The 25,353-nt window shown below is 73.2% G+C and carries 22 protein-coding genes; 10 read left to right on the top strand and 12 right to left on the bottom strand.

The window, feature by feature from the left end; genetic code table 11:
* Positions 1-511: 511 nt before the first annotated feature.
* From ACIHAA_RS14295 to ACIHAA_RS14285, 3 genes are all read right to left on the bottom strand, one after another.
* Positions 512-1,762, bottom strand: a complete 1,251-nt coding sequence (locus tag ACIHAA_RS14295) for a helix-turn-helix domain-containing protein (protein WP_399816689.1) — start codon at positions 1,760-1,762, stop codon at positions 512-514.
* Positions 1,763-1,904: 142 nt separating this feature from the next.
* A complete protein-coding gene (gene meaB, locus ACIHAA_RS14290) occupies positions 1,905-2,861 on the bottom strand; it encodes a methylmalonyl Co-A mutase-associated GTPase MeaB (protein ID WP_399816687.1) in 957 nt (318 codons plus the stop codon).
* Between the two features lie 51 nt (positions 2,862-2,912).
* On the bottom strand, positions 2,913-4,115 hold the full coding sequence (locus ACIHAA_RS14285) for an acetyl-CoA C-acetyltransferase (RefSeq protein WP_399816685.1): 1,203 nt from the start codon (positions 4,113-4,115) through the stop codon (positions 2,913-2,915).
* A 148-nt stretch (positions 4,116-4,263) separates the two neighbouring features.
* Between ACIHAA_RS14285 and mce the strand changes: the two genes are divergently transcribed.
* The 7 genes from mce to ACIHAA_RS14250 all read left to right on the top strand — a co-directional run bounded on the left by mce (position 4,264) and on the right by ACIHAA_RS14250 (position 14,033).
* Positions 4,264-4,704 (top strand): methylmalonyl-CoA epimerase, encoded by a 441-nt coding sequence (gene mce, locus ACIHAA_RS14280; RefSeq protein WP_399816683.1) that lies wholly within the window; start codon positions 4,264-4,266, stop codon positions 4,702-4,704.
* A gap of 235 nt (positions 4,705-4,939) precedes the next feature.
* Positions 4,940-8,788, top strand: coding sequence for a polarized growth protein Scy (scy, locus tag ACIHAA_RS14275; RefSeq protein ID WP_399816681.1), 3,849 nt, complete (start codon positions 4,940-4,942; stop codon positions 8,786-8,788).
* 180 nt (positions 8,789-8,968) lie between these two features.
* Positions 8,969-9,904 (top strand): cellulose-binding protein, encoded by a 936-nt coding sequence (locus ACIHAA_RS14270; protein ID WP_399816680.1) that lies wholly within the window; start codon positions 8,969-8,971, stop codon positions 9,902-9,904.
* Between the two features lie 120 nt (positions 9,905-10,024).
* Positions 10,025-11,011: an ATP-binding cassette domain-containing protein gene (locus tag ACIHAA_RS14265; protein WP_399816678.1), complete on the top strand. Its 987-nt coding sequence runs from the start codon at positions 10,025-10,027 to the stop codon at positions 11,009-11,011.
* Positions 11,012-11,014: 3 nt separating this feature from the next.
* The gene (locus ACIHAA_RS14260) at positions 11,015-11,785 is read left to right on the top strand and encodes an ABC transporter permease subunit (protein WP_399816676.1); all 771 of its coding nucleotides are present in this window, start codon (positions 11,015-11,017) and stop codon (positions 11,783-11,785) included.
* Between the two features lie 182 nt (positions 11,786-11,967).
* Positions 11,968-13,167, top strand: coding sequence for an ABC transporter ATP-binding protein (locus ACIHAA_RS14255; RefSeq protein WP_399816674.1), 1,200 nt, complete (start codon positions 11,968-11,970; stop codon positions 13,165-13,167).
* Positions 13,164-14,033 (top strand): ABC transporter permease, encoded by an 870-nt coding sequence (locus tag ACIHAA_RS14250; protein ID WP_399816672.1) that lies wholly within the window; start codon positions 13,164-13,166, stop codon positions 14,031-14,033. The genes ACIHAA_RS14255 and ACIHAA_RS14250 overlap by 4 nt, the downstream gene beginning before the upstream one ends.
* 7 nt (positions 14,034-14,040) lie before the next feature.
* On the opposite strand, the gene ACIHAA_RS14245 is transcribed toward ACIHAA_RS14250, so the two are convergent.
* Positions 14,041-14,373 (bottom strand): ATP/GTP-binding protein, encoded by a 333-nt coding sequence (locus tag ACIHAA_RS14245; RefSeq protein WP_399816670.1) that lies wholly within the window; start codon positions 14,371-14,373, stop codon positions 14,041-14,043.
* Positions 14,374-14,603: 230 nt separating this feature from the next.
* On the opposite strand from ACIHAA_RS14245, the gene ACIHAA_RS14240 reads away from it, so the two are divergent.
* Positions 14,604-15,632: an LLM class flavin-dependent oxidoreductase gene (locus ACIHAA_RS14240; protein WP_399816668.1), complete on the top strand. Its 1,029-nt coding sequence runs from the start codon at positions 14,604-14,606 to the stop codon at positions 15,630-15,632.
* A 103-nt stretch (positions 15,633-15,735) separates the two neighbouring features.
* Here the strand turns inward: ACIHAA_RS14240 and ACIHAA_RS14235 are convergent, their stop codons facing one another.
* On the bottom strand, positions 15,736-16,128 hold the full coding sequence (locus tag ACIHAA_RS14235) for an SCO5389 family protein (RefSeq protein ID WP_399816666.1): 393 nt from the start codon (positions 16,126-16,128) through the stop codon (positions 15,736-15,738).
* Between the two features lie 290 nt (positions 16,129-16,418).
* On the opposite strand from ACIHAA_RS14235, the gene nucS reads away from it, so the two are divergent.
* On the top strand, positions 16,419-17,090 hold the full coding sequence (gene nucS / locus ACIHAA_RS14230; RefSeq protein ID WP_399816664.1) for an endonuclease NucS: 672 nt from the start codon (positions 16,419-16,421) through the stop codon (positions 17,088-17,090).
* Between the two features lie 100 nt (positions 17,091-17,190).
* Here the strand turns inward: nucS and ACIHAA_RS14225 are convergent, their stop codons facing one another.
* From ACIHAA_RS14225 to ACIHAA_RS14215, 3 genes are all read right to left on the bottom strand, one after another.
* Positions 17,191-19,782, bottom strand: coding sequence for an ATP-binding protein (locus ACIHAA_RS14225; RefSeq protein ID WP_399816662.1), 2,592 nt, complete (start codon positions 19,780-19,782; stop codon positions 17,191-17,193).
* Positions 19,783-20,113: 331 nt separating this feature from the next.
* Positions 20,114-20,437 (bottom strand): STAS domain-containing protein, encoded by a 324-nt coding sequence (locus ACIHAA_RS14220; protein ID WP_399816659.1) that lies wholly within the window; start codon positions 20,435-20,437, stop codon positions 20,114-20,116.
* A gap of 146 nt (positions 20,438-20,583) precedes the next feature.
* On the bottom strand, positions 20,584-21,432 hold the full coding sequence (locus ACIHAA_RS14215) for a 3-hydroxyacyl-CoA dehydrogenase family protein (RefSeq protein WP_399816657.1): 849 nt from the start codon (positions 21,430-21,432) through the stop codon (positions 20,584-20,586).
* Positions 21,433-21,653: 221 nt separating this feature from the next.
* Here ACIHAA_RS14215 and ACIHAA_RS14210 point away from each other — a divergent pair, with 221 nt between their 5' ends.
* Positions 21,654-22,226 (top strand): cob(I)yrinic acid a,c-diamide adenosyltransferase, encoded by a 573-nt coding sequence (locus ACIHAA_RS14210; RefSeq protein WP_399816655.1) that lies wholly within the window; start codon positions 21,654-21,656, stop codon positions 22,224-22,226.
* 217 nt (positions 22,227-22,443) lie between these two features.
* Here ACIHAA_RS14210 and ACIHAA_RS14205 read toward each other — a convergent pair whose 3' ends face one another.
* From ACIHAA_RS14205 to ACIHAA_RS14190, 4 genes are read right to left on the bottom strand one after another with little or no spacing between them, the layout of a single operon-like run.
* Positions 22,444-22,677, bottom strand: coding sequence for a hypothetical protein (locus ACIHAA_RS14205; RefSeq protein WP_399816654.1), 234 nt, complete (start codon positions 22,675-22,677; stop codon positions 22,444-22,446).
* Positions 22,677-23,072: a hypothetical protein gene (locus tag ACIHAA_RS14200; RefSeq protein ID WP_399816652.1), complete on the bottom strand. Its 396-nt coding sequence runs from the start codon at positions 23,070-23,072 to the stop codon at positions 22,677-22,679. Before ACIHAA_RS14200 ends, ACIHAA_RS14205 begins: the two co-directional genes overlap by 1 nt.
* Before the next feature lie 51 nt (positions 23,073-23,123).
* Positions 23,124-24,587 (bottom strand): sensor histidine kinase, encoded by a 1,464-nt coding sequence (locus tag ACIHAA_RS14195; RefSeq protein ID WP_399816650.1) that lies wholly within the window; start codon positions 24,585-24,587, stop codon positions 23,124-23,126.
* Positions 24,584-25,306, bottom strand: coding sequence for a response regulator transcription factor (locus tag ACIHAA_RS14190; protein ID WP_399816648.1), 723 nt, complete (start codon positions 25,304-25,306; stop codon positions 24,584-24,586). The genes ACIHAA_RS14195 and ACIHAA_RS14190 overlap by 4 nt, the downstream gene beginning before the upstream one ends.
* Positions 25,307-25,353: the final 47 nt, after the last annotated feature.

Below are 25,353 nucleotides of genomic sequence, written 5' to 3'. Positions count from 1 at the left end.
CGGCTCAGGAGGCACCCTCGATCCTCGCCAGGCGGTACGCGCCCCATAATTCCCGCCCGTCCGCGCAGCCGTCCTGGGCCTTGTTCACCCGCTTGCAGCCATCACACCTGCGGGCGTGCTCGAACCACAGACGGTAGGCCCGGAGCATAGGGAGTTCGGCACTCCGCGCCGCCTGCCCCGCCCCGTCGGCCGTCACCGGCCCATCCCTGTCGTTTCCCGTGCGGAGAGCGCGAGTCGGCGTTCCGATGACGGGACCGTCTGGCAGGCGGGACTCTGCTGGCACCGTTCGGGGTCGGCATGCCCCGCCTGGGAGCGGCGGCTGCCGGGGTTCCCGGGCCCGGGCCGCAGGGCTCTCATTCGTTCGGGCGCGTGTGTGAGGAGGGGCATCGTCGGCGCTCCTTGTCGGTGTGGACCGCGCCCGGGGACCCTGCCGGGCCCGCCGGGGTTCTCGTAGCCACACGACCGTAGAAGCGCCTACCGCGATGCGGGGGCACAGTCTGTGCCCCCGTGATCACGCGGCCAGGAGTCCCAGTTTCACAGCGAGTTCGGACGCGCGGCGGCGTCGGGCGGGGCTCTTGGCCTCGGCTTCCTCAAGGACGATCCGCTTCGCGTAGCCGTTGTACCTGATCGTCTCCGGGGCGGCTTCGTGCGCCCGGTTCAGCGTGGCGAGCGCGGCGTCGGGCTGTCCGTCGAGGTGGTAGCCGCGCGCTTCCTCGATGCGGTGCCGGGCCCTGCGGGGACGGGACGGGATCATGACCGCGTCGGCGGCTGCCGCCTGCCGTACGGACTCGCCGCCCTGGCGCAGCTCCACCGCGACGGTCACGGCATGGGCGCCCATGATGGCGCGCGAGAACGACGTCACGGGGTGGTAGTAGTCCACAGGCAACTGGTCCGCCATGACGCGTGCGCGGTCCCAGTACCGCCATGCGGTGCCGGTCTCGCCGCGTCGGGCCGCGGTGTACCCGGCCTCGAAGGTCAGTGCGCCCGCGATGGCCGTGACGTCGTCCGGGGCATCGGGCAGAAGCGGTTCGAGGAAGGCCAGCGTTTCGAGGTTCACCGCGTCCGCCGCGTCGAAATGCGCGAGTCCGGCGTCGCGGTGCGCCTGTGCGGCCAGCCATGCCGCGACCCCGATGGCATGCGGGTCCTCGGACTCCTGCGCGGCGACCAGCCCCCGCTCGGCCACGCGCCACAGCAGGGCCGGGTCCGGCTGGTACGCGACGAAGAACTGGCACAGCGAGTAGACCTCGGCTAGTACCGCCTGCGCCGCCCTGCGGTGCGGGGCTCCATCGGCCTGCCGCACGGCGAGTTGCGCGTCCCGGATCAGGTCCGGCAGCAGTGCGCCGATCACCTCGCGGTGGTGGGGCGCCGAGTGCCGCGCTGCCCACGCATGGGCAAGCCGGGCCCGCAGGTGCGCGGGCGGAGGCGCCTCGTGCCGTGCGGACGGCGGGAAGGCGTCGACCGCGGCCTTGACCGCCGCGAGCCGGGGATGGCCGGGCCCGTCGAACAGTTCGACACGCACGGACTGATCCCCGGTCAGCTCCGACAGCTCCCGGACACGCAGGAGTTCGGCGATGCGGAGGATCACCTCGAGCCTGGGTGTCTTCAGACGCCCGGTCTCGATGCTCTTGACCCATGACCCGGATCTGCCCAGCAGCCCGCCCAGTTGGTCCCGGGTCATGCCCCTGCGGACACGCAGGATCTGTAGCCGCTGGCCGAAGACCAGCGGATCTGCATACGGGTCCGGGGTAGCGTCTCGGGACATCACGGCCTCGCCCTCCTGACAGCTTCGTCACTGCCAGAGTAGAGGGCACGGGCGGCTTCCCGGGCGGCTCCGGAGATACTCCACAGCCGCCTGGAGGGCCCCGACTCGCGCGCGAACGGACAGCCGTCCGCAGGACCCGGCGTCAGCCGTTCGTCAGTCCCGACACCAGGTCGTCCGCCGCGCGGTAGGGGTCCAGTTCGCCCGTCACGATCCGTTCGGCCAGGGTGGTGAGGCGGTGGTTGCCGTGGAGGTCGGCGATGCGTTCGCGCAGGGCGGTGACCGCGATGGTCTCGACCTCGTGGGCGGCGCGGGCCAGGCGGCGTTCGGCGAGCACCCCGTGCTCCTCCATCCAGGCCCGGTGCTTCTCCAGCGCCTGGACGACCTCCTCGACGCCCTCGGCGCGCGCCGCGACGGTCTTCACGATCGGGGGGCGCCAGTCGCCCGGGGCGCGCGACGCGCCGAGGCCCAGCATGTGGTTCAGCTCGCGCGCGGTGGCGTCCGCGCCCTCGCGGTCGGCCTTGTTGACCACGAACACATCGCCGATCTCCAGGATGCCCGCCTTCGCGGCCTGGATGCCGTCGCCCATCCCGGGGGCCAGCAGCACGACCGAGGTGTCCGCCAGGGAGGCGATCTCCACCTCGGACTGGCCGACGCCGACCGTCTCCACCAGGACCACGTCGCAGCCCGCCGCGTCCAGCACCCGGATCGCCTGCGGGGCCGCCCAGGCGAGCCCGCCCAGATGACCGCGGGTGGCCATGGAGCGGATGTACACCCCGGGGTCCGAGGCGTGCTCGGACATCCGGACCCGGTCGCCGAGCAGCGCGCCGCCCGAGAAGGGCGAGGAGGGGTCCACGGCCAGGACGCCGACCCGCCTGCCCTGTCTGCGGTACGCAGTGACCAGCGCCGACACGGACGTGGACTTGCCGACGCCCGGGGAGCCCGTGAGCCCCACCACATAGGCGTTGCCGGTCAGCGGGGCCAGTGCCGCCATGACCTCCCTGAGCTGCGGGGACGCCCCCTCCACCAGGGAGATCAGCCGGGCCACCGCCCGCGGCCGCCCGTCCCTGGCCTGGGCCACCAGCGAGGTGACGTCCTGCATCACAGCTCCGTTCCCGCGTTCACGTGTTCATGACGTACCCGGGGGCCCGCCTCAGGCCCGCGGCACCCGCACGATCAGCGCGTCGCCCTGGCCGCCGCCCCCGCACAGCGCCGCCGCGCCGACGCCTCCGCCGCGCCGCCGCAGCTCCAGCGCGAGGTGGAGGACGATCCGGGCGCCGGACATGCCGATCGGGTGCCCCAGGGCAATCGCACCGCCATGCACATTCACCTTTTCGGGTGAAACGCCCAGGTCCTTCATTGACTGGACGGCGACCGCCGCGAAGGCCTCGTTGATCTCGATCAGATCGAGGTCCGAGACCTCCAGACCCTCCTTCTTCAGCGCGTGCAGGATCGCGTTCGACGGCTGCGACTGGAGCGAGTTGTCCGGGCCCGCCACATTGCCGTGGGCGCCGATCTCGGCGATCCAGTCCAGGCCCAGTTCCAGCGCCTTGGTCTTGCTCATCACGACCACGGCCGCCGCGCCGTCCGAGATCTGCGAGGAGGAGCCGGCCGTGATGGTGCCGTCCTTGCTGAAGGCCGGGCGCAGCTTCGCCAGCGACTCCGCCGTGGTGTCGGCGCGGATGCCCTCGTCCTTGCTGAAGACGACTGGCTCGCCCTTGCGCTGGGGTACCTCCACCGGAGTGATCTCGGCCTCGAAGATGCCGTTCTTCTGGGCGGCGGCGGCCCGCTGGTGGGAGAGCGCGGCGATCTCGTCCTGCTCCGTGCGGCCGATGCCCAGCCGGGTGTTGTGACGCTCCGTGGACTCACCCATGGCCACATCGTCGAAGGCGTCGGTCAGGCCGTCGTGGGCCATCGCGTCGAGCATCTGGACGGCGCCGTACTTGAAGCCCTCACGGGACTTCGGCAGCAGATGGGGGGCGTTGGTCATGGACTCCTGGCCGCCGGCCACGACCACGTCGAACTCGCCCGCGCGGATCAGCTGGTCGGCGAGCGCGATCGCGTCCAGGCCGGACAGGCACACCTTGTTGACGGTCAGGGCCGGGACGTTCATCGGGATGCCCGCCTTGACCGCGGCCTGGCGCGCCGGGATCTGCCCCGCCCCGGCCTGGAGCACCTGCCCCATGATCACGTACTGCACCTGGTCGCCGCCGATCCCCGCACGGTCCAGGGCGGCTTTGATCGCGAAGCCGCCGAGGTCGGCCCCGGAGAAGGACTTCAGCGAGCCGAGCAGCCGTCCCATCGGGGTGCGGGCACCCGAGACGATCACGGAGGTCGTGCTGTTCGTTGCAGACATGAGCGGCGATCCCCTTCCGGCCTGCACGGCCGAGGAGTGAACGAGGGTTTACTTCGAATGTACTGAGCGCCGCCGCACCCCGTCATCGGGCTGTCGGTGTGATCGCGCGCACGTTGCGTAACCACCGCCGGAGCGCTGCACTGAATCCATGCTGACGCGAATCGACCACATCGGGATCGCCTGCTTCGACCTGGAGCGGACCGTCGAGTTCTACACCTCGACCTACGGTTTCACGGTGTTCCACACCGAGGTCAACGAGGAGCAGGGGGTGCGCGAGGCCATGTTGAAGATCAACAACACGGACGACGGCGGCGCCTCCTACCTCCAGCTCCTGGAACCCGTCCGCGAGGACTCCGCCGTGGCCAAGTGGCTGGCGAAGAACGGCGAGGGCGTGCATCACATCGCCTTCGGCACGGCGGACGTCGACCAGGACTCCTCCGCCATCCGGGAGAAGGGCGTACGCGTCCTGTACGAGGAGCCCCGGCATGGTTCCATGGGGTCGCGGATCACCTTCCTGCACCCCAAGGATTGCCATGGCGTCCTCACAGAACTCGTCACATCGGCGGCTGTTGAGTCACCTGAGCACTGACTCCCGTACATAAGGGCCGGTAGGGTTGGGGGCGGTCGCCGCTCCAGCAGGGCGACCGCGTCCCGCCGTGACCGGCGGGGCGACAGGCCGGGGTCCGGGTTTTCGGGGGACGAGCGTCGGGGCGGCAGCCCGTGCTCCGCCGCTGATCTGACACCATTCCCCGGGGGCACCGTTCGGCGGATGGACGGAGCTCGTTTGGAGAGACTTGCGACCAGGGGACGGATGGGACCGCGCAGTGCGGGGCTACGAACGCCAGGAGCGAGAGCCGGCGGCTGACGTCGACCACCTCTCTCGGTTCGAGGCCGAGATGGAGCGGCTGAAGACCGAGCGGGAAAAGGCGATCCAGCACGCCGAAGACCTCGGCTACCAGGTCGAGGTGCTGCGCGCCAAGCTGCACGAGGCGCGGCGCACGCTCATGACCCGTCCCGCCTACGACGGGGGCGACCTCGGGTATCAGGCCGAGCAGATGCTCCGCACTGCCCAGATGCAGGCGGACCAGCTGCGGGCGGACGCCGAACGCGAGCTGAGCCAGGCCCGCGCCCAGACGCAGCGCATCCTCCAGGAGCACGCCGAGCAGGTCGCCCGCCTCCAGGCCGAGCTGCACTCCGAGGCGGTCTCCCGCCGCCAGCAGCTGGACCAGGAGCTGGCGGAGCGCCGGCAGACCGTCGAGTCGCACGTCAACGAGAACGTGGCCTGGGCCGAGCAGCTGCGCGCCCGCTCCGAGTCGCAGGCCCGCCGCCTGGTCGAGGAGTCGCGCGCCGAGGCCGAGCAGGCCCTGAACGCCGCCCGCGCCGAGGCCGAGCGGCTGACCTCCGAGGCCCGCCAGCGGCTCCAGAGCGATGCCGAGGCCGCCCGCGCGGAGGCCGACCAGATCCTGCGCCGTGCCCGCACGGACGCCGAGCGCCTCCTGACCGCCGCGTCCACCCAGGCCCAGGAGGCCACCGACCACGCCGAGCAGCTGCGCTCCTCCACCGCCACCGAGACGGACAGCGCCCGCCGCCAGGCGACGGAGCTGAGCCGGGCCGCCGAGCAGCGGATGGCCGAGGCCGAGACCGCCCTGCGCGAGGCGCGCGCCGAGGCCGACAAGGTCGTCACCGAGGCGAAGGACGCCGCCGCGAAGGCCCTCGCCGGGGCCGAGTCGACCAACGAGCAGCGCACCCGCACCGCGAAGGAGCAGGTGGCGCGGCTGGTCAGCGAGGCCACCAAGGACGCCGAGGCCACCAGGTCCGAGGCCGAGCAGGTCGTGGCGGACGCCCGCGCCGAGGCCGAGAAGATCGTCGCCGAGGCCTCCGAGAAGGCCCGCAGCATCACCGCCGAGGAGACCGCCTCCCAGCTCGCCAAGACCGCCCGTACCGCCGAGGACGTGCTCACCAAGGCCTCGGAGGACGCCAAGGCGACCACCAGGGCCGCCGCAGAGGAGGCCGAGCGGATCCGCCGGGAGGCCGAGTCCGAGGCGGACCGGCTGCGCGCCGAGGCGCACGACATCGCCGAGCAGCTCAAGGGCGCGGCGAAGGACGACACCAAGGAGTACCGGGCCAAGACCGTCGAGCTCCAGGAGGAGGCGCGGCGGCTGCGCGGCGAGGCCGAGCAGCTGCGCTCCGAGGCGCTCGCCGAGGGCGAGAAGATCCGCTCCGAGGCCCGGCGCGAGGCGGTCCAGCAGATCGAGGAGGCGGCCAAGACCGCCGAGGAGCTGCTCGCCAAGGCGAAGGCCGACGCGGACGAGCTGCGCCAGAGCGCCGCCACCGACAGCGAGAAGGTCCGCGCCGAGGCCGTCGAGCGCGCCACCACGCTGCGCCGCCAGGCCGAGGAGACCCTGGAGCGCACCCGCGAGGAGGCCGAGACCCAGCGCGCCGAGGCCGTGGAGCTGTCGGAGGCGATCAAGGAGCAGGCAGAGAAGTCCGCGCGCGAGCTGCGCGAGGAGACCGAGCGGGCCGTCGAGGCGCGCCGCACGGAGGCCGCCGAGGAGCTGGCCCGGCTCCGGACCGAGGCCGAGCAGCGGCTCGCCTCCGCCGAGGAGGCGCTCACCGACGCGCGTACGGAGGCCGAGCGGATCCGCCGCGAGGCCGTCGACGAGGCCGACCGGCTGCGCACCGAGGCCACCGAGCGCATCCGTACGCTCCAGTCGCAGGCCGAGGCCGAGGCGGAGCGGCTGCGCGACGAGGCCGCCGCCGACGCCTCCGCCTCCCGCGCGGAGGGCGAGGCCGTCGCCGTACGGCTGCGTTCGGAGGCCGCGGCCGAGGCCGAGCGTCTGAAGACGGAGGCCCAGGACACCGCCGACCGGGTGCGCGCCGAGGCCCAGGCCGCCGCCGAACGGCTGGCCGCCGAGGCCACCGAGACGCTGGCCGCCGCCCAGGAGGAGGCCGCCCGGCGCCGCCGCGAGGCCGAGGAACTGCTCGGCTCCGCCCGCCAGGAGGCCGACCAGGAGCGCGAGCGGGCCCGCGAGCAGAGCGAGGAGCTGCTCGCGGTGGCGCGCGCCCGGGTCGAGGAGGCCCAGGCCGAGGCCGTGCGCCTGGTGGAGGAGGCCGACCGGCGCGCCACCGACCTGGTGTCGGCCGCCGAGCTCCACGCCCAGCAGGTGCGGGAGTCCGTGGCGGGGCTGCACGAGCAGGCCCAGGAGGAGATCACCGGACTGCGCTCGGCCGCCGAGCACGCCGCGGAGCGTACGCGCACCGAGGCGCAGGAGGAGGCCGACCGGGTCCGCTCCGACGCCTACGCGGAGCGGGAGCGGGCCACCGAGGACGCGAGCCGTATCCGCAGGGAGGCCGCCGAGGAGACCGACGCCGCCAAGGCGCTGGCCGAGCGGACCGTCTCGGAGGCGATCGCGGAGTCCGAGCGGGTCCGCACGGAGGCGTCCGAGCACGCCCAGCGCGCCCGTACGGAGGCGTCCGACGCCATCGCCACCGCCGAGCAGGACGCGGCGCGCACCCGTGCGGACGCGCGCGAGGACGCCAACCGGATCCGTTCGGACGCGGCCACGCAGGCGGACACCCTGATCACCGAGGCGGCGGCGGAGGCCGAGCGGCTCACCACGGAGACCGCGGCCGAGACCGAGCGGGTCCGCGCCGAGGCCGTCGCCGCGGCCGACGCGCTGCTGGCGGACGCCACCGGCGAGGCGGAGCGACTGCGGGCGGAGGCCGCCGAGACCGTCGGTTCCGCGCAGGCGCAGGCCGACCGGATCCGCAAGGAGTCGGAGCGGCTGCGGGCCGAGGCACGGGCGGAGGCCGAGCGGGTCACCGCGGCCGCCCGCGAGGAGGCCGACCGGACGCTGGACGAGGCCCGCAAGGAGGCCAACAAGCGGCGCTCCGAGGCGGCCGAGCAGGTGGACACGCTCATCTCGGAGACCGCCGCGGAGGCCGACAAGCTGCTCGCGGAGGCCCAGCAGGGCGCGCACCGGACGACGGCGGAGGCCGAGTCGCAGGCGGACACCATGGTGGGCGCCGCGCGCACGGAGGCCGAGCGCCTGGTCGCCGAGGCCACGGTCGAGGGCAACACCCTGGTGGAGCGGGCCCGGTCGGACGCGGACGAACTGCTGGTCGGTGCGCGCCGGGACGCCACCTCGGTCCGGGAGCGCGCGGAGGAGCTGCGCGAGCGCATCACGGCGGAGATCGAGGAGTTGCACGAGCGGGCGCGGCGCGAGTCGGCCGAGGCGATGAAGTCGGCGGGCGAGCGGTGCGACGCTCTGGTCAAGGCCGCCGAGGAACAGCTCGACAAGGCCAAGGCGCAGGCGAAGGAGACCCTCTCGGAGGCCAACTCCGAGGCGGGCAAGGTCCGTATCGCCGCCGTCAAGAAGGCGGAGGGCCTGCTGAAGGAGGCCGAGCAGAAGAAGTCCACGCTGGTCGCCGAGGCCGAGCAGATCAAGGCCGAGGCCATCCGCGAGGCCCGGCAGGCGGTCGAGGAGGGCAAGCGGGAGCTGGAGATCCTGGTCCGCAGGCGCGAGGACATCAACGCGGAGATCTCCCGTGTCCAGGACGTCCTGGAGGCGTTGGAGTCCTTCGAGACCCCGTCCGGCGGCAAGGACGGCGGGGTCAAGGCGGGAGCCGCGGTGGGTGCGCCACGTTCGGGTGGCAAGGCGTCAGAAGGCTAGGCAGAAGCGCAGATTCCGTGCTTGCCGGGACGTTTTCACAGGTCCTGGCAAGACCACGGGCGGTCAGCCACTCAAAAGGAGTGTCATTCTCCAGATCAAACACGCATCCGCTCGATGACACGCCGCATCGACCCCTAGGATTCCCTTATCACCTCACTGGTCTCATTCGACAGGAACCCCATGAGCGACACTTCCCCCTACGGCTTCGAGCTTGTGCGGCGTGGGTACGACCGCGCTCAGGTGGACGAACGTATCTCCAAGCTCGTCTCCGACCGTGACAGTGCTCTCGCCCGCATCACCGCTCTGGAAAAGCGCATCGAGGAACTCCACCTCGAGACGCAGAACGCCCAGGCCCAGGTCAGCGACGCGGAACCGTCGTATGCCGGTCTCGGCGCGCGCGTCGAGAAGATCCTCCGTCTCGCCGAGGAGGAGGCAAAGGACCTGCGCGAGGAGGCCCGGCGCGCCGCCGAGCAGCACCGCGAGCTGGCCGAGTCGGCCGCCCAGCAGGTGCGCAACGACGCGGAGTCGTTCGCCGCGGAGCGCAAGGCCAAGGCCGAGGACGAAGGCGTCCGGATCGTCGAGAAGGCCAAGAGCGACGCCTCCCAGCTGCGCACCGATGCACAGAAGGACGCGCAGTCCAAGCGCGAGGAGGCGGACGCCCTCTTCGAGGAGACCCGCGCCAAGGCCGCCCAGGCCGCGGCCGACTTCGAGACGAACCTCGCCAAGCGGCGGGAGCAGTCCGAGCGCGACCTGGCCTCCCGTCAGGCCAAGGCCGAGAAGCGGCTCGCCGAGATCGAGCACCGGGCGGAGCAGCTCCGTCTGGAGGCCGAGAAGCTGCGCACGGACGCCGACCGCCGGGCCCGCCAGACGGTGGAGACGGCCCAGCGCCAGGCCGAGGACATCGTGGCCGACGCCAACGCCAAGGCCGACCGCATCCGCTCGGAATCCGAGCGTGAGCTGGCCGCGCTGACGAACCGTCGCGACTCCATCAACGCCCAGCTGACGAACGTGCGCGAGATGCTCGCCACGCTCACCGGCGCCGCGGTGGCCGCCGCTGGTTCGCCCGCCGAGGACGAGCCGGTCTCCCGCGGGGTTCCGGCCCAGCAGACCCGGTAACGCCCGACCGCACCGCACAGGGCAGGGCCCGCACCCCTCGGGTGCGGGCCCTGCCCTGTGCGGTGCGCCGGACGAACGGCTCGGGTGGCAGGCCCCGAACGCCCGTCTTACGGTGGCCGCATGATCGAGCTGGAGGGGCTGACCAAGCGGTACGGCGGGAAACTGGCGGTCGACGGCCTCACGTTCACCGTCAGGCCCGGCATCGTGACCGGCTTCCTCGGGCCGAACGGCGCGGGCAAGTCGACCACCATGCGGATGGTGCTCGGTCTCGACCACCCCACGGCGGGCGACGTCCGCATCGACGGGCTGCACTACGCCGAGCTGACGGACCCCCTGACCCGGATCGGCGCACTGCTCGACGCGGGGGCCGTGCACGGCGGGCGCAGCGCCTTCCACCATCTGCTGTGCCTCGCGCAGAGCAACGGGATCCCCTCCTCCCGGGTGCACGAGGTCCTCGACACCGTCGGACTGGCCTCCGTGGCGCGCAAGAAGGCCAAGGGCTTCTCGCTCGGCATGGGCCAGCGCCTCGGGATCGCGGCCGCGCTGCTCGGCGACCCGCGCATCCTGATGTTCGACGAGCCCGCCAACGGCCTGGACCCGGAGGGCATCCACTGGATCCGTACCCTGATGAAGTCCCTGGCGGCGCAGGGGCGGACGGTGTTCGTCTCCAGCCATGTGATGAGCGAGATGGCGCTGACCGCCGACCATCTCGTGGTCATCGGCCGGGGCCGGCTGCTCGCCGACACCTCGATGGCCGACTTCATCCGGCAGAACTCCCGCTCCTACGTCCGGGTCCGCACCCCGCAGCGCGAACGGCTGCTCGATGTGCTGCACCAGGCGGGGGTCACGGTCGTCGAGTGCGGCGGGGGCGCGCTGGAAGTGGACGACGGCGCGGCGGAGCTGATCGGTGAACTGGCCGCCCGCCACCAGATCGTGCTGCACGAGCTGAGTCCCCGGCAGGCCTCCCTGGAGGAGGCGTTCATGCGGCTGACCGCGGGCACCGTGGAGTACCACGCGCACGGCGACCCCCGCACCGGCGGGCCGCCGCGGCAGGCGTCGCCCGTGGGCTGGGGGGCCGGACGGCCCGATCCCGGGAAGGGGAGCTGAGCCATGGTGCCGACCCGGGTGCTGCGCTCGGAGTGGACCAAGATCAGATCGGTGGCGTCCACGGTGTGGACCCTGTCCCTGGCCCTGGTCGTCACGGTGGTCCTCGGCATGCTGGTCTCGGCGCTGACCCGGGGCGAGTCCGAGCGGACCAGTCCGGACCAGCGGCTCGCCTTCGACCCGACCTATGTGAGCTTCGCCGGGATGAGTCTCGGCCAGCTGGCGATGATCGTGTTCGGGGTGCTGGTGGTGTCGAACGAGTACAGCACCGGCATGATCCGCACCTCCCTCACCGCGGTCCCGCGGCGCGGGACGTTCCTGTTCGGCAAGGTCGCGGTGGCGGCCGCGCTCGCCCTGGCCGTCGGGACGGTCACCAGCTTCGCCGCCTTCTTCCTCGGGCAGGCGATGCTCGGCCCCTACCGGGCCTCGCTCGGCGATCCCGGGGTGCTGCGGGCGGTCTTCGGCGGCGGGCTCTACATGACCCTCATCGCGGTGTTCTCGATGGGGGTGGCGGCGATGCTGCGCTCGCCACTGCTGTCGCTGGGGATCCTGATGCCGTTCTTCTTCCTGATCTCCAGCATCCTCGGGAACGTCTCCGCGACGAAGGCGGCCGGCCGCTATCTGCCCGACCAGGCCGGCAGCCGGATCCTCCAGGTCGTGCCGAGCCCCGGCGACGGCACCCCGTACGGGCCCTGGGGCGGTCTCGGGATCATGCTGCTGTGGGCGGCCGCGGCGCTGGCGGGCGGATATCTCCTGCTGCGCCGACGGGACGCCTGACCCCCGGCCCTCCCCGGTCCGCGCAGGGCCGGTGCCCGCTCCGGGTGAGGATCGGATCACCCCGCGTGACCTGCGTGCCTTTACCTGTTCTTGAGTGGAACCGTCAGCGCCTGGATATCCTCCTAACCCTTACGGGGGCAGTGTGCGCCCCGACGTCCTGATCCTTTCGATGGGTGCGGAGCATGATCGAGGCAGTCGGCCTGACGAAGCGCTACGGCGACAAGACGGCCGTGTACAACCTTTCCTTCCAGGTGCGGCCGGGTGCCGTCACCGGCTTCCTGGGGCCCAACGGCTCGGGGAAGTCGACGACCATGCGCATGATCCTCGGCCTGGACAACCCCACCTCGGGGCAGGTGACGATCGGCGGCTACCCGTACCGCAGGCTGCCCAACGCGGCCCGCCAGGTCGGCGCCCTGCTCGACGCCAAGGCCGTGCACGGCGGCCGCTCCGCCCGCAGCCATCTGCTCAGCCTGGCCCAGCTGTCCGGCATCCCGCCCCGCCGGGTCGACGAGGTGCTCGGGGTCGTCGGCCTCCAGGACGTGGCCAAGCGGCGCTCCAAGGGCTTCTCGCTCGGCATGGGCCAGCGCCTCGGGATCGCGGCCGCGCTGCTCGGCGACCCCCAGGTGCTGCTGTTCGACGAGCCGATCAACGGCCTGGACCCGGAGGGCATCCTCTGGGTGCGCAATCTGATGAAGGCGCTCGCGGCGGAGGGCCGCACGGTCTTCGTCTCCTCGCACCTGATGAGCGAGATGGCGCTCACCGCCGACCATCTGATCGTGATCGGCCGCGGCCAGCTGCTGGCCGACATGAGCGTCGAGGACTTCATCGCGGCCAACTCCGCCGGTTTCGCCCGGGTGCGCACGCCCGACACCGAGCCGCAGCAGCGCGAGAAGCTGACCTCGGCGCTCACCGAGGCGGGTGGCCATGTGCTGCCCGAGCAGGACGGCGCCCTGCGGGTGACCGGGCTGCCGCTGCCGCGCATCAGCGACCTCGCGCACGGCAGCGACGTACGCCTGTGGGAGCTGTCGCCGCACCAGGCGTCGCTGGAAGAGGCGTACATGCGGATGACCCAGGGCGCGGTCGACTTCCGCTCCACCACCGACCAGAAGGCCGCGCTGATGCAGCCGCTGCCGCCCGGGGCACAGCCGCCCGCGCCGGTCCCGGGACAGGGCCAGCCCGGCTGGTACGCCCCGCCGCCGCCCCGGCAGGGCGACCGGCCCGCGCCCGGGGCGGACGAGCAGCCGGTGGCCCCCCGGGAGCAGCCGTCGGCCGCGCCCGCCGCCGCGGCCCCCGCGGACGCCGTGTCCGCTCCCCCGGCCGCCCCGGCTCCCGCGCCCGTCTCCCCCGCCGCCGAACCGACCGAGTCCGAGGACGTCCGATGAGCACGCCCCAGCCCCCGATGCCGCAGGCCGCGCCCGCCTGGCGGGCGGAGACCGGCTCCGCGTACCCCACCTACACCTCGCCGATCCCCGTCGTCCGCACCCGCCTGGGGCATGCCGTCGCCTCGGAGTGGACGAAGATCAGATCGGTGCGTTCCACGATGTGGACGCTGGGCGTGTTCGTCCTGCTCGTCGTCGGTATCGGTCTGCTGGTGGCCGGGGTGATGGCGGCCCACGCCCCGTCCGGCGACCTGAACGGGCAGAACCCGCTGTCCTTCGGTGTCTTCGGACTGCTGCTCGGCAGCATCTGCATGATGACGCTCGGGGTGCTGACCACGGCCTCGGAGTACGCCACCGGCATGATCAGGACCACCACGGTCGCCTGCCCCTCCCGCGGACGGGTGCTGGCCGCGAAGGCGGTGGTGTTCTTCGCGGTGGCGTTCACGGTGACCCTGGTCTCCGTCGGGCTGGTCGCGCTCGCCGATGTCGCCGTGCTCGACGGCGCCCGGAATCCCACCGCCGGGGAATGGCTGAGGGGCACGCTCGGCGTCTCGCTCTATCTCGCGCTGCTCGGGCTGTTCGCGCTCGCGGTCGGCTCGATCCTCCGCCACTCGGCGGGCGCCATCACCATCATGATCGGCCTGGTGCTGGCCCCGCTGGTCATCGCGCTGTTCATGTTCTCGGACTCGCTCGACGGCGTGCGCAAGGCCCTGTTCGAGTACTCGATCCCGAACCAGCTCAGCGTCTTCTACTCCAACTCCCTGACCTCCGCGGGCCCGTCCGGCTGGGAGCCGCTGTGGATCATCGCGGGCGTCACCGCGGCGACCTTCGGGGCCGCCTGGCTGCTGCTGGAGCGGCGGGACGTGTAGTCCGGCCTCAGTACCTCGGCGCGTTACGGGACCGCTGCACCCTCGTGGTGCGGCGGTCCTTCGCGTTCCAGCACGCCCGGTGCCAGTGGCGGCGGTCCTCCACGCCCGCGTGCTCGGGCCAGGCCACCACATGCGGGACGCCCGAGGGGATCACCTGGTCGCAGCCCGGGCAGCGGTAGGTCTTGCCCTGGGCCGCGGCCCCCGCCACCTGGCACACGCTCCACTCCTCGCCCTGCCAGCTCTCCGTGGTCCGGCGGCCGCCGAAGCGGGGGCCGTCGTCGTCCTCCGCACTCCGGCCGAGCGAGCCTGAGCCCTTGGGGCGGTTGCGACGCGGGGACACGGGACACCTCACGGGCCATACAGGGGGCAGGTACCGCATCCAGCCTACGCGGGACGTGCAGGGGTACGCGGACGGATCGACCCCGCCGGATCCCCGCCGGATGCCCCTCCGGGCGGCCGATTCTGAAGACAATCCGCAAATCTCTCCGTGAGGCCGTGACTTCGGCATGTGTCAGGCAGTTATGCCGGGCGGGGGAGCTCCGCGTCGGAGCCAGGAAAGCAGGAAATGCCATGCACGTGGGAAGTTTTGTTCTGGCGGCCCAGTTTCCGGGCCAGGGACAGGGGGAGGCGCTGCACCGGGCGGTGCGGTCGGCGGAAGTGGCCGAGGAGGCGGGCCTGGAGGCCGTGTGGCTGGCCGAGCACCACTTCGTGCCGTACGGCACCTGCCCCTCCGCGACGACCCTCGCGGCCCTCCTGCTGGGCCGCACCCGCCGGATCCGGGTCGGCACCGCGGTGAGCGTCCTGTCCACCTCCCACCCGGTGGTGCTCGGCGAGCAGGCCGCACTGCTGCACATCACCTCGGGCGGCCGCTTCTCCCTCGGGGTGGGGCGCGGCGGCCCCTGGGTCGATCTGGAGGTCTTCGGCACCGGACTCCCGGCCTACGAGAGGGACTTCCCCGAATCACTCGATCTGCTGGTGCGCTGGCTGCGCGAACCGTCCGTCGCGGGCACGGGGGAACGATTCACCTTCCGTGAGGTCCCGGTCGTCCCGCGCCCCTCGGAGTCGCTCACCGACACCGACGGCCCCGAGGTCGTCGTCGCCTGCACCTCTCCGGCGAGCGTACGGCTGGCGGCCGAGCGGGGGCTGCCGATGCTCCTCGGCATGCATGTCGGGGACGAGGAGAAGGCGGACATGGTCGCGCTGTGGCGGAGCTGCGCGCTCACGGCCGGGGTCGACGGGGACACGGTCGCCCGCGCCGGGCATGTCTCGGCCGGGGTCTGCCAGATCGCCGACCGGCGCACCGACGCGGTCGAGACGCTGACGAAGGCGATGCCGGGCTGGCTGAAGCAGGGGCTCGAGGCGCATATGACGGTCGACGGCCGGGCCCGGAGCATGCGGGACCCGCTGGCGTACACCGAACTGCTCTGCGGGCTGCACCCGGTGGGCACCCCGCGGCTGTGCGCCGACCGGCTCGCGGCGACCTCGGAGCGGACGGGCATCCGCCGCTTCGCCCTGCTGCTCGAAGGCTCGGGCGATCTCGCGGCGACGGAGGAGAACGTGCGCAGGCTGGGTTCCGAGGTCCTCCCCCAGCTGCGTTGAGCCCGCCGGGCCGGGCCCGTCAGCCGGGCCCGGCGGGAGCTTGCCGCTCCGGTACAGATGCACCTCCCACGTACCGAGCGGCAAGCCTGACGGCTTGGGTGGCTCAGCAGTCGCGCAGTTCCGGTGACTGGTTGAGCAGTTGGCTGCGGACGGAGGTGAAGCGGGCCAAGGTGTCGTCCACCGTGGAGTCCAGCGGGAACACCGCCACCCGGTGGCAGTTCTGGAAGGCCAGGCGCACTCCGAAGTGCCGCTGCAACGCACCGCGTATCGCGTCACTCGCGAGCGCACGCAGCAGCTGTCCACGTGCCTGCTCGTCCGGCGGGGGCGTCTGGTTGTCGGCGAATGCTCCGCCGTCCACCTTCAGCTGGGCCACCAGGGAGCTGATCATCTCCCACGCAAAGGGCAGGGAGGTCCGGACGCAGTCGACGAAATCGGCTTCGTCGACCTCGCCTCGCTCGGCCTGTTCGAGTAGGGCCGGTGAGACGTCGAGCGACATGGGTACTCCTCTCGCACCCCGAGACAACAGGGGTTCACGGACAGGGACGGGAGTTCGCACCGTTGGACACGCTGCGTACACACCGCGCGACCTCCCGTTTACTACGGTAGGCAACCGACCATGGCGGCACCAGGAGAATGCGCACAGAGCCGACTCTCATTAGGCACACAACAAGCCATTGGCGAACGGGGGCATCCCGGGTGAAACGGAGGATGCGGCGGGGCCGCCCCTTCCGGGACCGAGGAGGGCGAATCGCGTCCGGGCCCCGCGGTCGAGTAGCGTTGCCGACCATGCGTCTCGTCATTGCCCGGTGCTCGGTCGACTATGCGGGCCGGCTCACCGCCCACCTCCCGACCGCCCCCCGTCTGATCCTGGTGAAGGCCGACGGCAGCGTCTCGATCCACGCGGACGACCGGGCCTACAAGCCCCTCAACTGGATGTCGCCGCCCTGCACTCTGAAGGAGGGGACGGGCGACGAGGAAGGCGTCTGGACCGTCATCAACAAGACGGGCGAGAAACTGATCATCACGATGGAGGAAATCCTCCACGATTCCTCGCACGAACTCGGTGTGGACCCCGGTCTGATCAAGGACGGCGTGGAAGCACACCTCCAGGAACTGCTCGCCGACCGCATCGAGACGCTCGGCGAGGGCTACACGCTCATCCGCCGCGAGTACATGACGGCGATCGGCCCGGTGGACATCCTGTGCCGGGACGCCGACGGCTCGACCGTGGCGGTCGAGATCAAGCGGCGCGGCGAGATCGACGGCGTGGAGCAGCTCACCCGCTATCTGGAACTGCTGAACCGCGACCCGCACCTCGCGCCGGTCCGCGGCATCTTCGCGGCCCAGGAGATCAAGCCCCAGGCCCGCGTCCTCGCCACCGACCGCGGCATCGGCTGCGCGGTCCTGGACTACAACGCGCTCCGCGGCATCGAGGACGACAAGCTGCGGCTGTTCTGACCCGGCCCGCGCCGCCGCGGACCGGACAGCGTGAGGGCCGGGCCCCCGGACAGGGGCCCGGCCCTCACGCGTACCGCGGGATCGCGTACCGCGGGAGCCGTCAGACGACCGCTCCCGTGCCGCTGGGCGCCCCGGGGCCGCCGCCCGTCGGCGCGCCCGCGGAGCGGGTCGTCGGGGCCGGTGCGCCGGAGGACACCCGCCCGCTGGCGGAGTCGGAGACGGGGGGCGTGGGAGGCGTCGAGTCCGACGGGCTCGGCGAGGGGGACGTCTGCGGAGAACTCGGCGAACCGGACGGCTCCGACGACTTCGACGGCGTGGGCGTCGGCCTGGTCGGCCGGGTCGTCGGACCGGACGTCGGCTTCGAGGACGACGTGGACGGGCTCCCCGGCCGACTGCCCGTCGGGGCGTCGGAGGGCGAGTCGCCGGTGGGGCGCGGCGCCGGGTCGTCCGAGGTGCCGTAGGAGCCGTCCGGGCCCGGGTCGGTCGGAGCCGGGACCGCGGCCCCGACCGCGCCGCCCGTACCGCCCGTGCCGTCGCCGCCCGAGGTGTCCGCGCCCGAGCCGCCGTCGTCGGGTCCCTGTGTCACCGAGGGGCCCACCGGGACGTTCCGGGCCGGGTCGGTGCCCTTGTTGTCGGAGGTCATGCCGAGGGTCACCACGGTGCCGAGCACGGCGACCAGGGCGGCTCCGGCACCCGCGGCCACCAGATTGCGCCGGGTGCCCCGCACCGTCCCGCGCACGCCGCCCGGCCGGGGCGCGGGCGTGGGCGCGGACGTGGCCCGGTGGGTGACCAGGGTGGCGGTGTCACCGGCCGTCAGGGGCGGCCCGAGAACGGCCGGTACCCCGCCGAGCGGGGACGGCTGCTCCTGCGGCCCCGCCTGGGGGACCTCGTCGCCCGCGGCGGCGGCCAGGGCGAGCGGTGCGGTGCCCGCGCGGTCGGCGGCGAGGGCGAGGGCGCGCCGTCCGGCGACCGTGCCGCGTTTGTCGGCGAGGGCGCCGCGCAGCGCGATGGACGCCTCCAGCTCGGCGCGGGCCCGGTCGGCCCGGCCCCCGCAGAGCGCGAGTATGCCCAACTCATGGTGGAAATAGGCCTGTTCGCCGACCGCACCGGCGAGCCGGGCGGCCTCCGCGCCGGAGCGCAGCGCCCGCTCCCAGGCCCCCCAGTCGAGCCCCGCAGCGAAGGCGGGCGCGGCCTGCCGGGCCAGCCGCACGGCGGGGTCCTCCGGCTCGTCCTCGCCGGGCGCCGCCGGGGCGTCCCCCGGTGCGGGCGCGGGCCCGGAGGCGAGCGGCACCAGGACGGCCAGCGCGGCCAGGACGGCGTCCGCCTCGGCCACGACCCTGTCCGCGGTCACCGAGGGGTGTCCGGCCCACCAGGAGAAGTGCTGGGCGGCCTTGAGCGCGTACTCCGGGGCGCCGCCCGGGTATCCGGCCGCCTCCAGCTGGGCCGCGACCCCGGACGCGAGGCGGTAGCGGGGGCCTGCCGGGGAGACCAGGGCGCAGTCGACCAGTTCGGCAAGGGCCGCGTCCGCATGGGTGTCGTCGACCAGGGCCGGCAGATGTGTCTGGTGGGGCACCTCGCCGCCCAGCGCGACCGCGAACCTGAGCGTCTCGCGGGCCGAGGGGCTGAGCCGGGAGGCGAGCAGCGGGGCGGCAGCGGCGGCCTCGGCGAGCGAGGGCAGGGGGACCTCGGGGGTGGTGTCCCCCGCGTCGCGGGAGGGGCCGCCCCCGGCGGACTCGGGTGCGGCGGCGGGGGCGTCCTGGAAGACGCCGTACTCGTCGACGGCCTCCGTCTCGGCGCGCTGCCGGTCCCGCTGCCGCAGCAGCGCCCCGGCCTGCATGAAGCGCAGCGGCAGGCCCTCGGACTCGAACCACAGGTCGCCCGCCCAGTTGGCCTCCTCCTCGGTGAGGTCGCGGCCCACCGCGCGCGCCAGGAGTTCCAGGCCGGCCGCCCGGTCGAGTCCGCCGAGGAATACCTCCTCCACCTGTGCGTCGGACGAGGGGGCGGGCACCTCGGGGGTGGCGGAGAACAGGAAGGCGCACTCGGGTGTGGCGTCGAGCAGCTCGTCGAGCGCGCTGCCGCCGAACTCCAGGTCGTCCAGGACGACGACGGCGCCGATCTCCCTGAGGTGGCGCGGCAGTTCGTCCCGGTCGGGGCGGAAGCCGGGCGCGTCGTGGACGGCGGCGAAGAGGTCGTACAGCAGGTCGCCGGTGGTGCGGCGGCAGCCGGTGAGCCGGATCACGCCGTCCGGGGCCAGGTCGGCGCAGTCCTCCGCGACGATGTCCAGGAGCGCGGAGCGGCCGGAGCCGGCCGGGCCGGTGAGCCGGACCGAGCGGCCGCGCGCGAGCAGCCGCACCAGCCGTTGCCGCTCGTCCTGGCGTTCCAGCAGGGGCTGCGGGGGCCGGGCCGGGCCCGCCGGTACGGGCGGCTGCGCGGCGCGGGCCCGCTCGGCCCGCCGGGCGGCGGTGTACTTGGCGGGTTCCGCGGGCCGCTGTCCGGGCGGGCAGAGTTCTATCTCGCTGCCGTCGACGGGGTTGACGGTGACCAGGAAGTCGCCCGTCACCAGGTGCACGGTGCGGGCGAGCGCCGGTGCCGGCTGTGCGAAGTCGGATGTGCTGGGGTCCCGCCGCTGGCGCGGTGTGGCGTGGGCGCCGTCGTGACCGTAGTCCTCGGGTCCCGGCTGGTTCGGGTCCATAAGGTCCAAGCCCCCCAAAAGCGTCGTGTGCTGAGCCCCTCCCGGCCTTGCCGCACACTGCGCTGTCGCTTCTGGTCCGGTGCCCGCGCGAGGGATACGGGCCGCGGGCAGCCGAACCCTAAACGTTCGCACAGTATCCCCGACAAGCCGGGGTACCGCCCCGCCCGAGACATCACGGTCTTGTGAGGATTGCACGTGAGGGGCGTTTCGTCGGCGTTCACTCCTGTGACGCCGGGCGCTTCCGTCCCCGGCTCTCCGCCGGGCACACGCCGTTCGCCGGGACCGCTCCCCGGGGCGCCCGCCTCCCCGTCGGGGGCGCGTGCCCCGGCGCTCACACCCGGGGGAGCGACTCCACGCCGATGCCACCCTCGATGGCCAGGATCCGGTGCAGCCGGGTGGCCACCAGCAGGCGTTGCATCTGCGGCGGGACCGCGCGCAGCACCAGCCGCCGTCCGCAGCGCCCGGCCCGCCGGTGGACGCCCATGATCACCCCGAGGCCGGTGGCGTCCCAGGAGTCCAGTTCGGACAGGTCGAGCACCAGGTCGCCGATCCCGTCGTCGACGGCCGAGTGCAGGACCGTACGGGCGTCCGCCGCGCTGCGGACGTCGAGGCGGCCCCCGACGACCAGCTCGGCGTGGTCGCCCCTGATGTGCATATGCGCTCCCCGAGAGTGCGTCGTGCGTACTCCGTGATGAGTGGTGTGCAACGTCTGACTGCGTGAGACGCCCTCAGGTTGCCGTCTGTAAGCGAACCGATACCGAATTCACCCGATGAGGTGAGCCCTCAGGAGTGCGTGCGGATTCAGTACGTGTAGAAGCCCTGCCCGCTCTTGCGCCCGAAGTCACCGGCGTCAACCATCCGGCGCATCAGTTCCGGTGCGGCGAACTTCTCGTCCTGGGACTCGGTGTAGATGTTGTTGGCGGCGTGCAGCAGGATGTCGACCCCGGTGAGGTCGGCGGTGGCCAGCGGCCCCATGGCGTGGCCGAAGCCCAGCTTGCAGGCGAGGTCGATGTCCTCGGCGGTGGCCACGCCGGACTCGTAGAGCTTGGCGGCCTCGACGATCAGCGCCGAGATCAGACGGGTCGTCACAAAGCCCGCCACGTCCCGGTTGACGACGATGCAGGTCTTGCCGACGGACTCGGCGTACTCGCGCGCGGTGGCCAGGGCGGCGTCGCTGGTCTTGTGGCCGCGGACCAGTTCGACGAGCTGCATCATCGGCACCGGCGAGAAGAAGTGCACACCGACGACCCGCTCCGGGTGAGCGGTGGCGGCCGCGATCTTGGTGATCGGGATGGCGGAGGTGTTGGACGCCAGCACGGTGTCCTCGCGGACGAGCTTGTCGAGCGTCCGGAAGATCTCGTGCTTGACCTCCAGCTTCTCGAAGACGGCCTCGACCACGATGTCCGCGTCGGCGGCGGCGTCCAGTTCGGTGGTCGTCGTGATGCGGCCGAGCGCCGCCTCCGCGTCCTCGGCCGCCAGCTTGCCCTTGCTCACGAACTTGTCGTAGGAGGCCTTGATGGCGTCCGTGCCGCGGGTCAGCGCCTCGTCCGTGACATCGCGCAGTACGACGTCCCAGCCGGCCTGGGCGGATACCTGGGCAATGCCGGAACCCATGAGTCCGGCTCCGATGACGGCAAGCTTCCGTGCCACTGTGCGACTCCCCTGACGCGTCTCCGTATAAGGCTCTCGGCCGGACCCTAGCGCTCTGGAGGCGCTGTGTGACCGGTTAGTAACGCGCGTCACGTCTCACATGACGGACTTCACACCGCCACCTGTCAGGACGCCGCCCGGACGGCCTACTTGGGCACCGGACCGCCCCGCGGCGGCCGCTCGGCTCTTCCCTGCGGCCCGGGTCTCACTACGCTGGTGGCATGGTCAATCTGACGCGCATCTACACGCGGACCGGCGACAAGGGCAGCACCCATCTCGGGGACATGAGCCGGGTGCCGAAGACCGATCTGCGCATCGCCGCCTACGCGGACGCCAACGAGGCGAACGCGGTGATCGGCACCGCGATCGCGCTGGGCGGCCTCGGCGAGGAGGTCGTCACGGTCCTGACCCGCGTCCAGAACGACCTGTTCGACGTGGGCGCGGACCTGTCGACGCCGGTCACGGAGAACCCGGAGTTCCCGCCCCTGCGGGTCGAGCAGTTCTACGTCGACCGGCTGGAGGCCGACTGCGACCGCTTCCTCGCCGAGGTGGAGAAGCTGCGCTCGTTCATCCTGCCCGGCGGCACCCCGGGCGCGGCCCTGCTGCACCAGGCGTGCACGGTCGTCCGCCGGGCGGAACGCTCCACCTGGGCCGCGCTGGAGGTCCACGCCGAGGTGATGAACCCGCTGACCGCGACCTACCTCAACCGCCTGTCGGACCTGCTGTTCATCCTGGCCCGCTACGCCAACAAGGAGACCGGGGACGTCCTGTGGGTCCCGGGCGGCGAGCGCTGACCGACGCGGGGCGGGGGGGCCGGTCGCCCGGCGGGCGCGGCAACCGTCCCCACCAGGCACACGACCGGCCCGCGCGCACCGGATTCGGTGCACGCGGGCCGGTCGCCCACGCCGCGCTCGCCGGACGTCGTCCCGGGCTGACCCGGCGGACGTCGTCCCGGGCTGACCCGGCGGACGCCGTACCCGGCTCACCTCGCGGACGCTCTCCCGCGCTCGCTCAGCCGTTGTCCTGGGCCGCGTCCCGGTCCGCCGCGGCGGCCGCGGACTCCGCGTCGGACACCTTCTTCTCCATGTCCTGCTGGGACCCCTGCCCCGCCGCGGCGGAGCCGGAGGGCGTCGCGGCCGGGGCGGGCGGGGCGGCCGAGCCGTGGTCCCGTGCGCAGCCCGCGGTGAGGCCCACGAGCAGGACCACCGCGGGGGCCGCGATCCGCAGCGTCCGCCGCCCCCGCATCAGCCCGCCGCCTTTCCGTTCTCGTTGGCCGAGCACCAGCTCTTGACCCCGGCGAGGTCCTTCTGCCGCTGTTCGAGCGTCGGGACCAGGGACTTGCGGAAGTCCAGCCGGTGCTGGAGGTAGATGGCGATCTGGCCGTGGTCCGCCTTCTTGGCGTTGTCCACGCGCTGCTGGAGCCGGGCGACCGAACCCCGGACGCCCACGCCCCCGTCGAGCCGCTTGAGCGCCCGCTCGATCCGCCGGTCGATCTTCGGCACCCGCTTGCACAGCGCCTTCGCCCCGTCGCCGGTCGGGGCGGGCGCGGTGGACTCGGCCGTCGCCGCGCCGGTGCCGCTGACCAGCAGCACGGCCGTGGCCAGCCCCGTGAGCAGGGTGCGCCGCCGTCGTGCGTTCATCGTCGCCTCCGTTTCCGGACGGGACCGTCGCCCGTCCGTCGCACCGGAAGGCTAGGAGCCGTCTTTGTGGGAACTCTGTGACCGGTTTGCCCCTGCTGTACCGATCAGCCAGTCCCGCCGCTCGGGCAGCGCCCCGAACGCCCGCGGCAGCCGTACGAGGAACCGCGCACCGGCCCCCCGCGGACCGTCCTGCACCATGACGCTCCCCCGGTGCAGGGCCGCCTGCTGGGCGACCAGGGTCAGTCCGAGCCCGGAACCCGCGCTGTCCGGCCCCCGCCGGAACCGCTCGAAGATCCGGCCGCGGTCCTCGGGCGCCACCCCCGGACCGCGGTCGTCCACCGTGATCACGGCCTCGCCCCCGGCCCCCGCCACACCGACCGCCACCGACGCCCGCCCCTCCGGATCCCGGCCGTGCGCCAGCGCGTTGGCCAGCAGGTTGTCCAGCAGCAGCCGCAGTCCGGGCTCCCAGCCGGGCACGGTGAGCCCCGGCTCGGCGCGCAGCGTGATCCGGGCGTCCGGGGCGCGCCGCCGGGCGTCGGCGACCGCCGCGTCCGCGGCCTCCGCCAGGTCCACCGCGGCGAAGGCCTCCGCCTCCACCAGATCGCCGCGTCCCAGCTCGCGCAGCATGACCAGCAGGCCGAGCAGCCGGGCGTGCTCGCGGTGGAGGTCGTCGAGGACCTCCGTGCGGTCGGGTCCGGGCAGGGCGGGATGGGCGGTGAGGATGTCGAGGTTGGTGCCCATGCTCATCAGCGGGGTGCGCAGTTCGTGCGAGGCCGCGGCGGAGAAGGAGCGGGCCGTCTCCAGGGCCTCGGCGGTGCGGGCGGCCTGCTCGTCGTAGCGGGCGAGGACCGTCCGCAGGGTGGCCGCGAGGTCGTCGACCTCCCGCACCCCGGTCGGCTCGTGGCGCAGCCGGGCGCTGCTGGTGCGCGGGTCGAGTCCCGCGGTACGGCGGCCGAGGCGGCGCAGCGGGCCGGTGGCGCCGGTGGCGACGCCCCAGGCGAGCAGTCCGGACAGCGGTGCGGCGAGCAGTGCGGTCAGCACCACGCGCCGCCGTACCAGCCGGAGTTGGGTGCGGTCGGCGGTATCGGGCCGGAACACCCAGAGGGTGCCCTTGGCGCGGGGGCCCTGGACCGGTACGGCCAGCGCCCGCCAGCTGTGCCCGGCGTCCCGCACGGTGACCGGTCCGGCGGCACGGGCGGGCAGGGGGACGGAGGCGTCGGGCTGGGGTCCGCCGGTGAAGACCGAGGCGGGTCCGACGACCCGGACGCCGACGTCGAGGGCGGCGCTGTAGAGCTGGCGCTCCCTGGTGTCGGCGGCCCGGGTCCGGTCGGCGGCGGCCGCGCGGAGCAGGGCGCGGGCGTCCGGGGCCACGGCGGTGGCCCGCTCCCGCAGATGGGTGTCCTCCTCGGTGCGCAGGTCCTTGGCGACCAGCCGCAGCAGCAGCCAGCCGGAGGCGAGGACGAGCAGCGGAACGGTGAGCCCGACAGCGAGTCCGATGCGGGTGGACAGTCTCATGCGGTCTCCTCCCGCAGGACGAAGCCCACGCCCCGCACGGTGTGCACCAGCCGCCCGCCGCCGTCGGCCTCCAGCTTGCGGCGCAGATAGCTGACGAAGGTGTCGACGGCGTCGGTGCGCACCTCGAAGTCGTAGCCCCACACCCGGTCCAGGAGCTGGTCGCGGGTGAGGACGAGACCGGCGTTGCGGGCGAGCACCTCCAGGAGTTCGAACTCGCGCCGGGTCAGCTCCAGCCGCCGGCCGGCCCGCTGCGCGGTGCGGGCCGCCGGGTCGATCACCAGGTCCGCGACCCGCAGCAGGTCCCGGTCGGTCTCGTGGGCGGGGCCCGGGTCCACCGGCGGGCGGCGGCGCAGCAGGGCGCCGAGGCGCAGGACCAGTTCCTGGAGGGCGAACGGCTTGACCAGGTAGTCGTCCCCGCCCGCCTGGAGTCCGGCGATGCGGTCGGCGGTCTCGTCCAGCGCGGAGAGCATCAGCACGGGCAGGTCCCGGCCCTCGTCCCGGAGCCGGGTGCACACCTCGATCCCGCTGATGCCGGGCATGGAGACATCGAGGACGAGCACATCGGGCGGGCTGTCCCGGACCGCGGCGAGCGCCTCGGCCCCGCTCCCGGCGGTGCGCACCCGGAAGCCGCCGAGCCGCAGCCCCCGCTCCAGTGACCGGCGGATGGCCGGGTCGTCGTCGACCACCAGCACCTCGCCGGGCCGCATCGCGTCGCTCATCCGTCCTCCCCGGGCCGCCCGCTGCCGGGTCAGGGTACGGAACGCCC

The sequence above is a fragment of the Streptomyces sp. NPDC052040 genome, from assembly GCF_044548405.1.
In the GTDB taxonomy this organism is placed as follows: domain Bacteria; phylum Actinomycetota; class Actinomycetes; order Streptomycetales; family Streptomycetaceae; genus Streptomyces.
This window is presented reverse-complemented; position numbering and strand designations above follow the sequence as displayed.

What these genes read in the sequence shown, in the direction of transcription:
- ACIHAA_RS14295 (WP_399816689.1), bottom strand. Translation starts at nt 1,762, where the DNA reads ATGTCCCGAGACGCTACCCCGGACCCGTATGCAGATCCGCTGGTCTTC.
- meaB (WP_399816687.1), bottom strand. Translation starts at nt 2,861, where the DNA reads ATGCAGGACGTCACCTCGCTGGTGGCCCAGGCCAGGGACGGGCGGCCG.
- ACIHAA_RS14285 (WP_399816685.1), bottom strand. Translation starts at nt 4,115, where the DNA reads ATGTCTGCAACGAACAGCACGACCTCCGTGATCGTCTCGGGTGCCCGC.
- mce (WP_399816683.1), top strand. Translation starts at nt 4,264, where the DNA reads ATGCTGACGCGAATCGACCACATCGGGATCGCCTGCTTCGACCTGGAG.
- ACIHAA_RS14270 (WP_399816680.1), top strand. Translation starts at nt 8,969, where the DNA reads ATGAGCGACACTTCCCCCTACGGCTTCGAGCTTGTGCGGCGTGGGTAC.
- ACIHAA_RS14265 (WP_399816678.1), top strand. Translation starts at nt 10,025, where the DNA reads ATGATCGAGCTGGAGGGGCTGACCAAGCGGTACGGCGGGAAACTGGCG.
- ACIHAA_RS14260 (WP_399816676.1), top strand. Translation starts at nt 11,015, where the DNA reads ATGGTGCCGACCCGGGTGCTGCGCTCGGAGTGGACCAAGATCAGATCG.
- ACIHAA_RS14255 (WP_399816674.1), top strand. Translation starts at nt 11,968, where the DNA reads ATGATCGAGGCAGTCGGCCTGACGAAGCGCTACGGCGACAAGACGGCC.
- ACIHAA_RS14250 (WP_399816672.1), top strand. Translation starts at nt 13,164, where the DNA reads ATGAGCACGCCCCAGCCCCCGATGCCGCAGGCCGCGCCCGCCTGGCGG.
- ACIHAA_RS14240 (WP_399816668.1), top strand. Translation starts at nt 14,604, where the DNA reads ATGCACGTGGGAAGTTTTGTTCTGGCGGCCCAGTTTCCGGGCCAGGGA.
- ACIHAA_RS14235 (WP_399816666.1), bottom strand. Translation starts at nt 16,128, where the DNA reads ATGTCGCTCGACGTCTCACCGGCCCTACTCGAACAGGCCGAGCGAGGC.
- nucS (WP_399816664.1), top strand. Translation starts at nt 16,419, where the DNA reads ATGCGTCTCGTCATTGCCCGGTGCTCGGTCGACTATGCGGGCCGGCTC.
- ACIHAA_RS14225 (WP_399816662.1), bottom strand. Translation starts at nt 19,782, where the DNA reads ATGGACCCGAACCAGCCGGGACCCGAGGACTACGGTCACGACGGCGCC.
- ACIHAA_RS14220 (WP_399816659.1), bottom strand. Translation starts at nt 20,437, where the DNA reads ATGCACATCAGGGGCGACCACGCCGAGCTGGTCGTCGGGGGCCGCCTC.
- ACIHAA_RS14210 (WP_399816655.1), top strand. Translation starts at nt 21,654, where the DNA reads ATGGTCAATCTGACGCGCATCTACACGCGGACCGGCGACAAGGGCAGC.
- ACIHAA_RS14205 (WP_399816654.1), bottom strand. Translation starts at nt 22,677, where the DNA reads ATGCGGGGGCGGCGGACGCTGCGGATCGCGGCCCCCGCGGTGGTCCTG.
- ACIHAA_RS14200 (WP_399816652.1), bottom strand. Translation starts at nt 23,072, where the DNA reads ATGAACGCACGACGGCGGCGCACCCTGCTCACGGGGCTGGCCACGGCC.
- ACIHAA_RS14195 (WP_399816650.1), bottom strand. Translation starts at nt 24,587, where the DNA reads ATGAGACTGTCCACCCGCATCGGACTCGCTGTCGGGCTCACCGTTCCG.
- ACIHAA_RS14190 (WP_399816648.1), bottom strand. Translation starts at nt 25,306, where the DNA reads ATGAGCGACGCGATGCGGCCCGGCGAGGTGCTGGTGGTCGACGACGAC.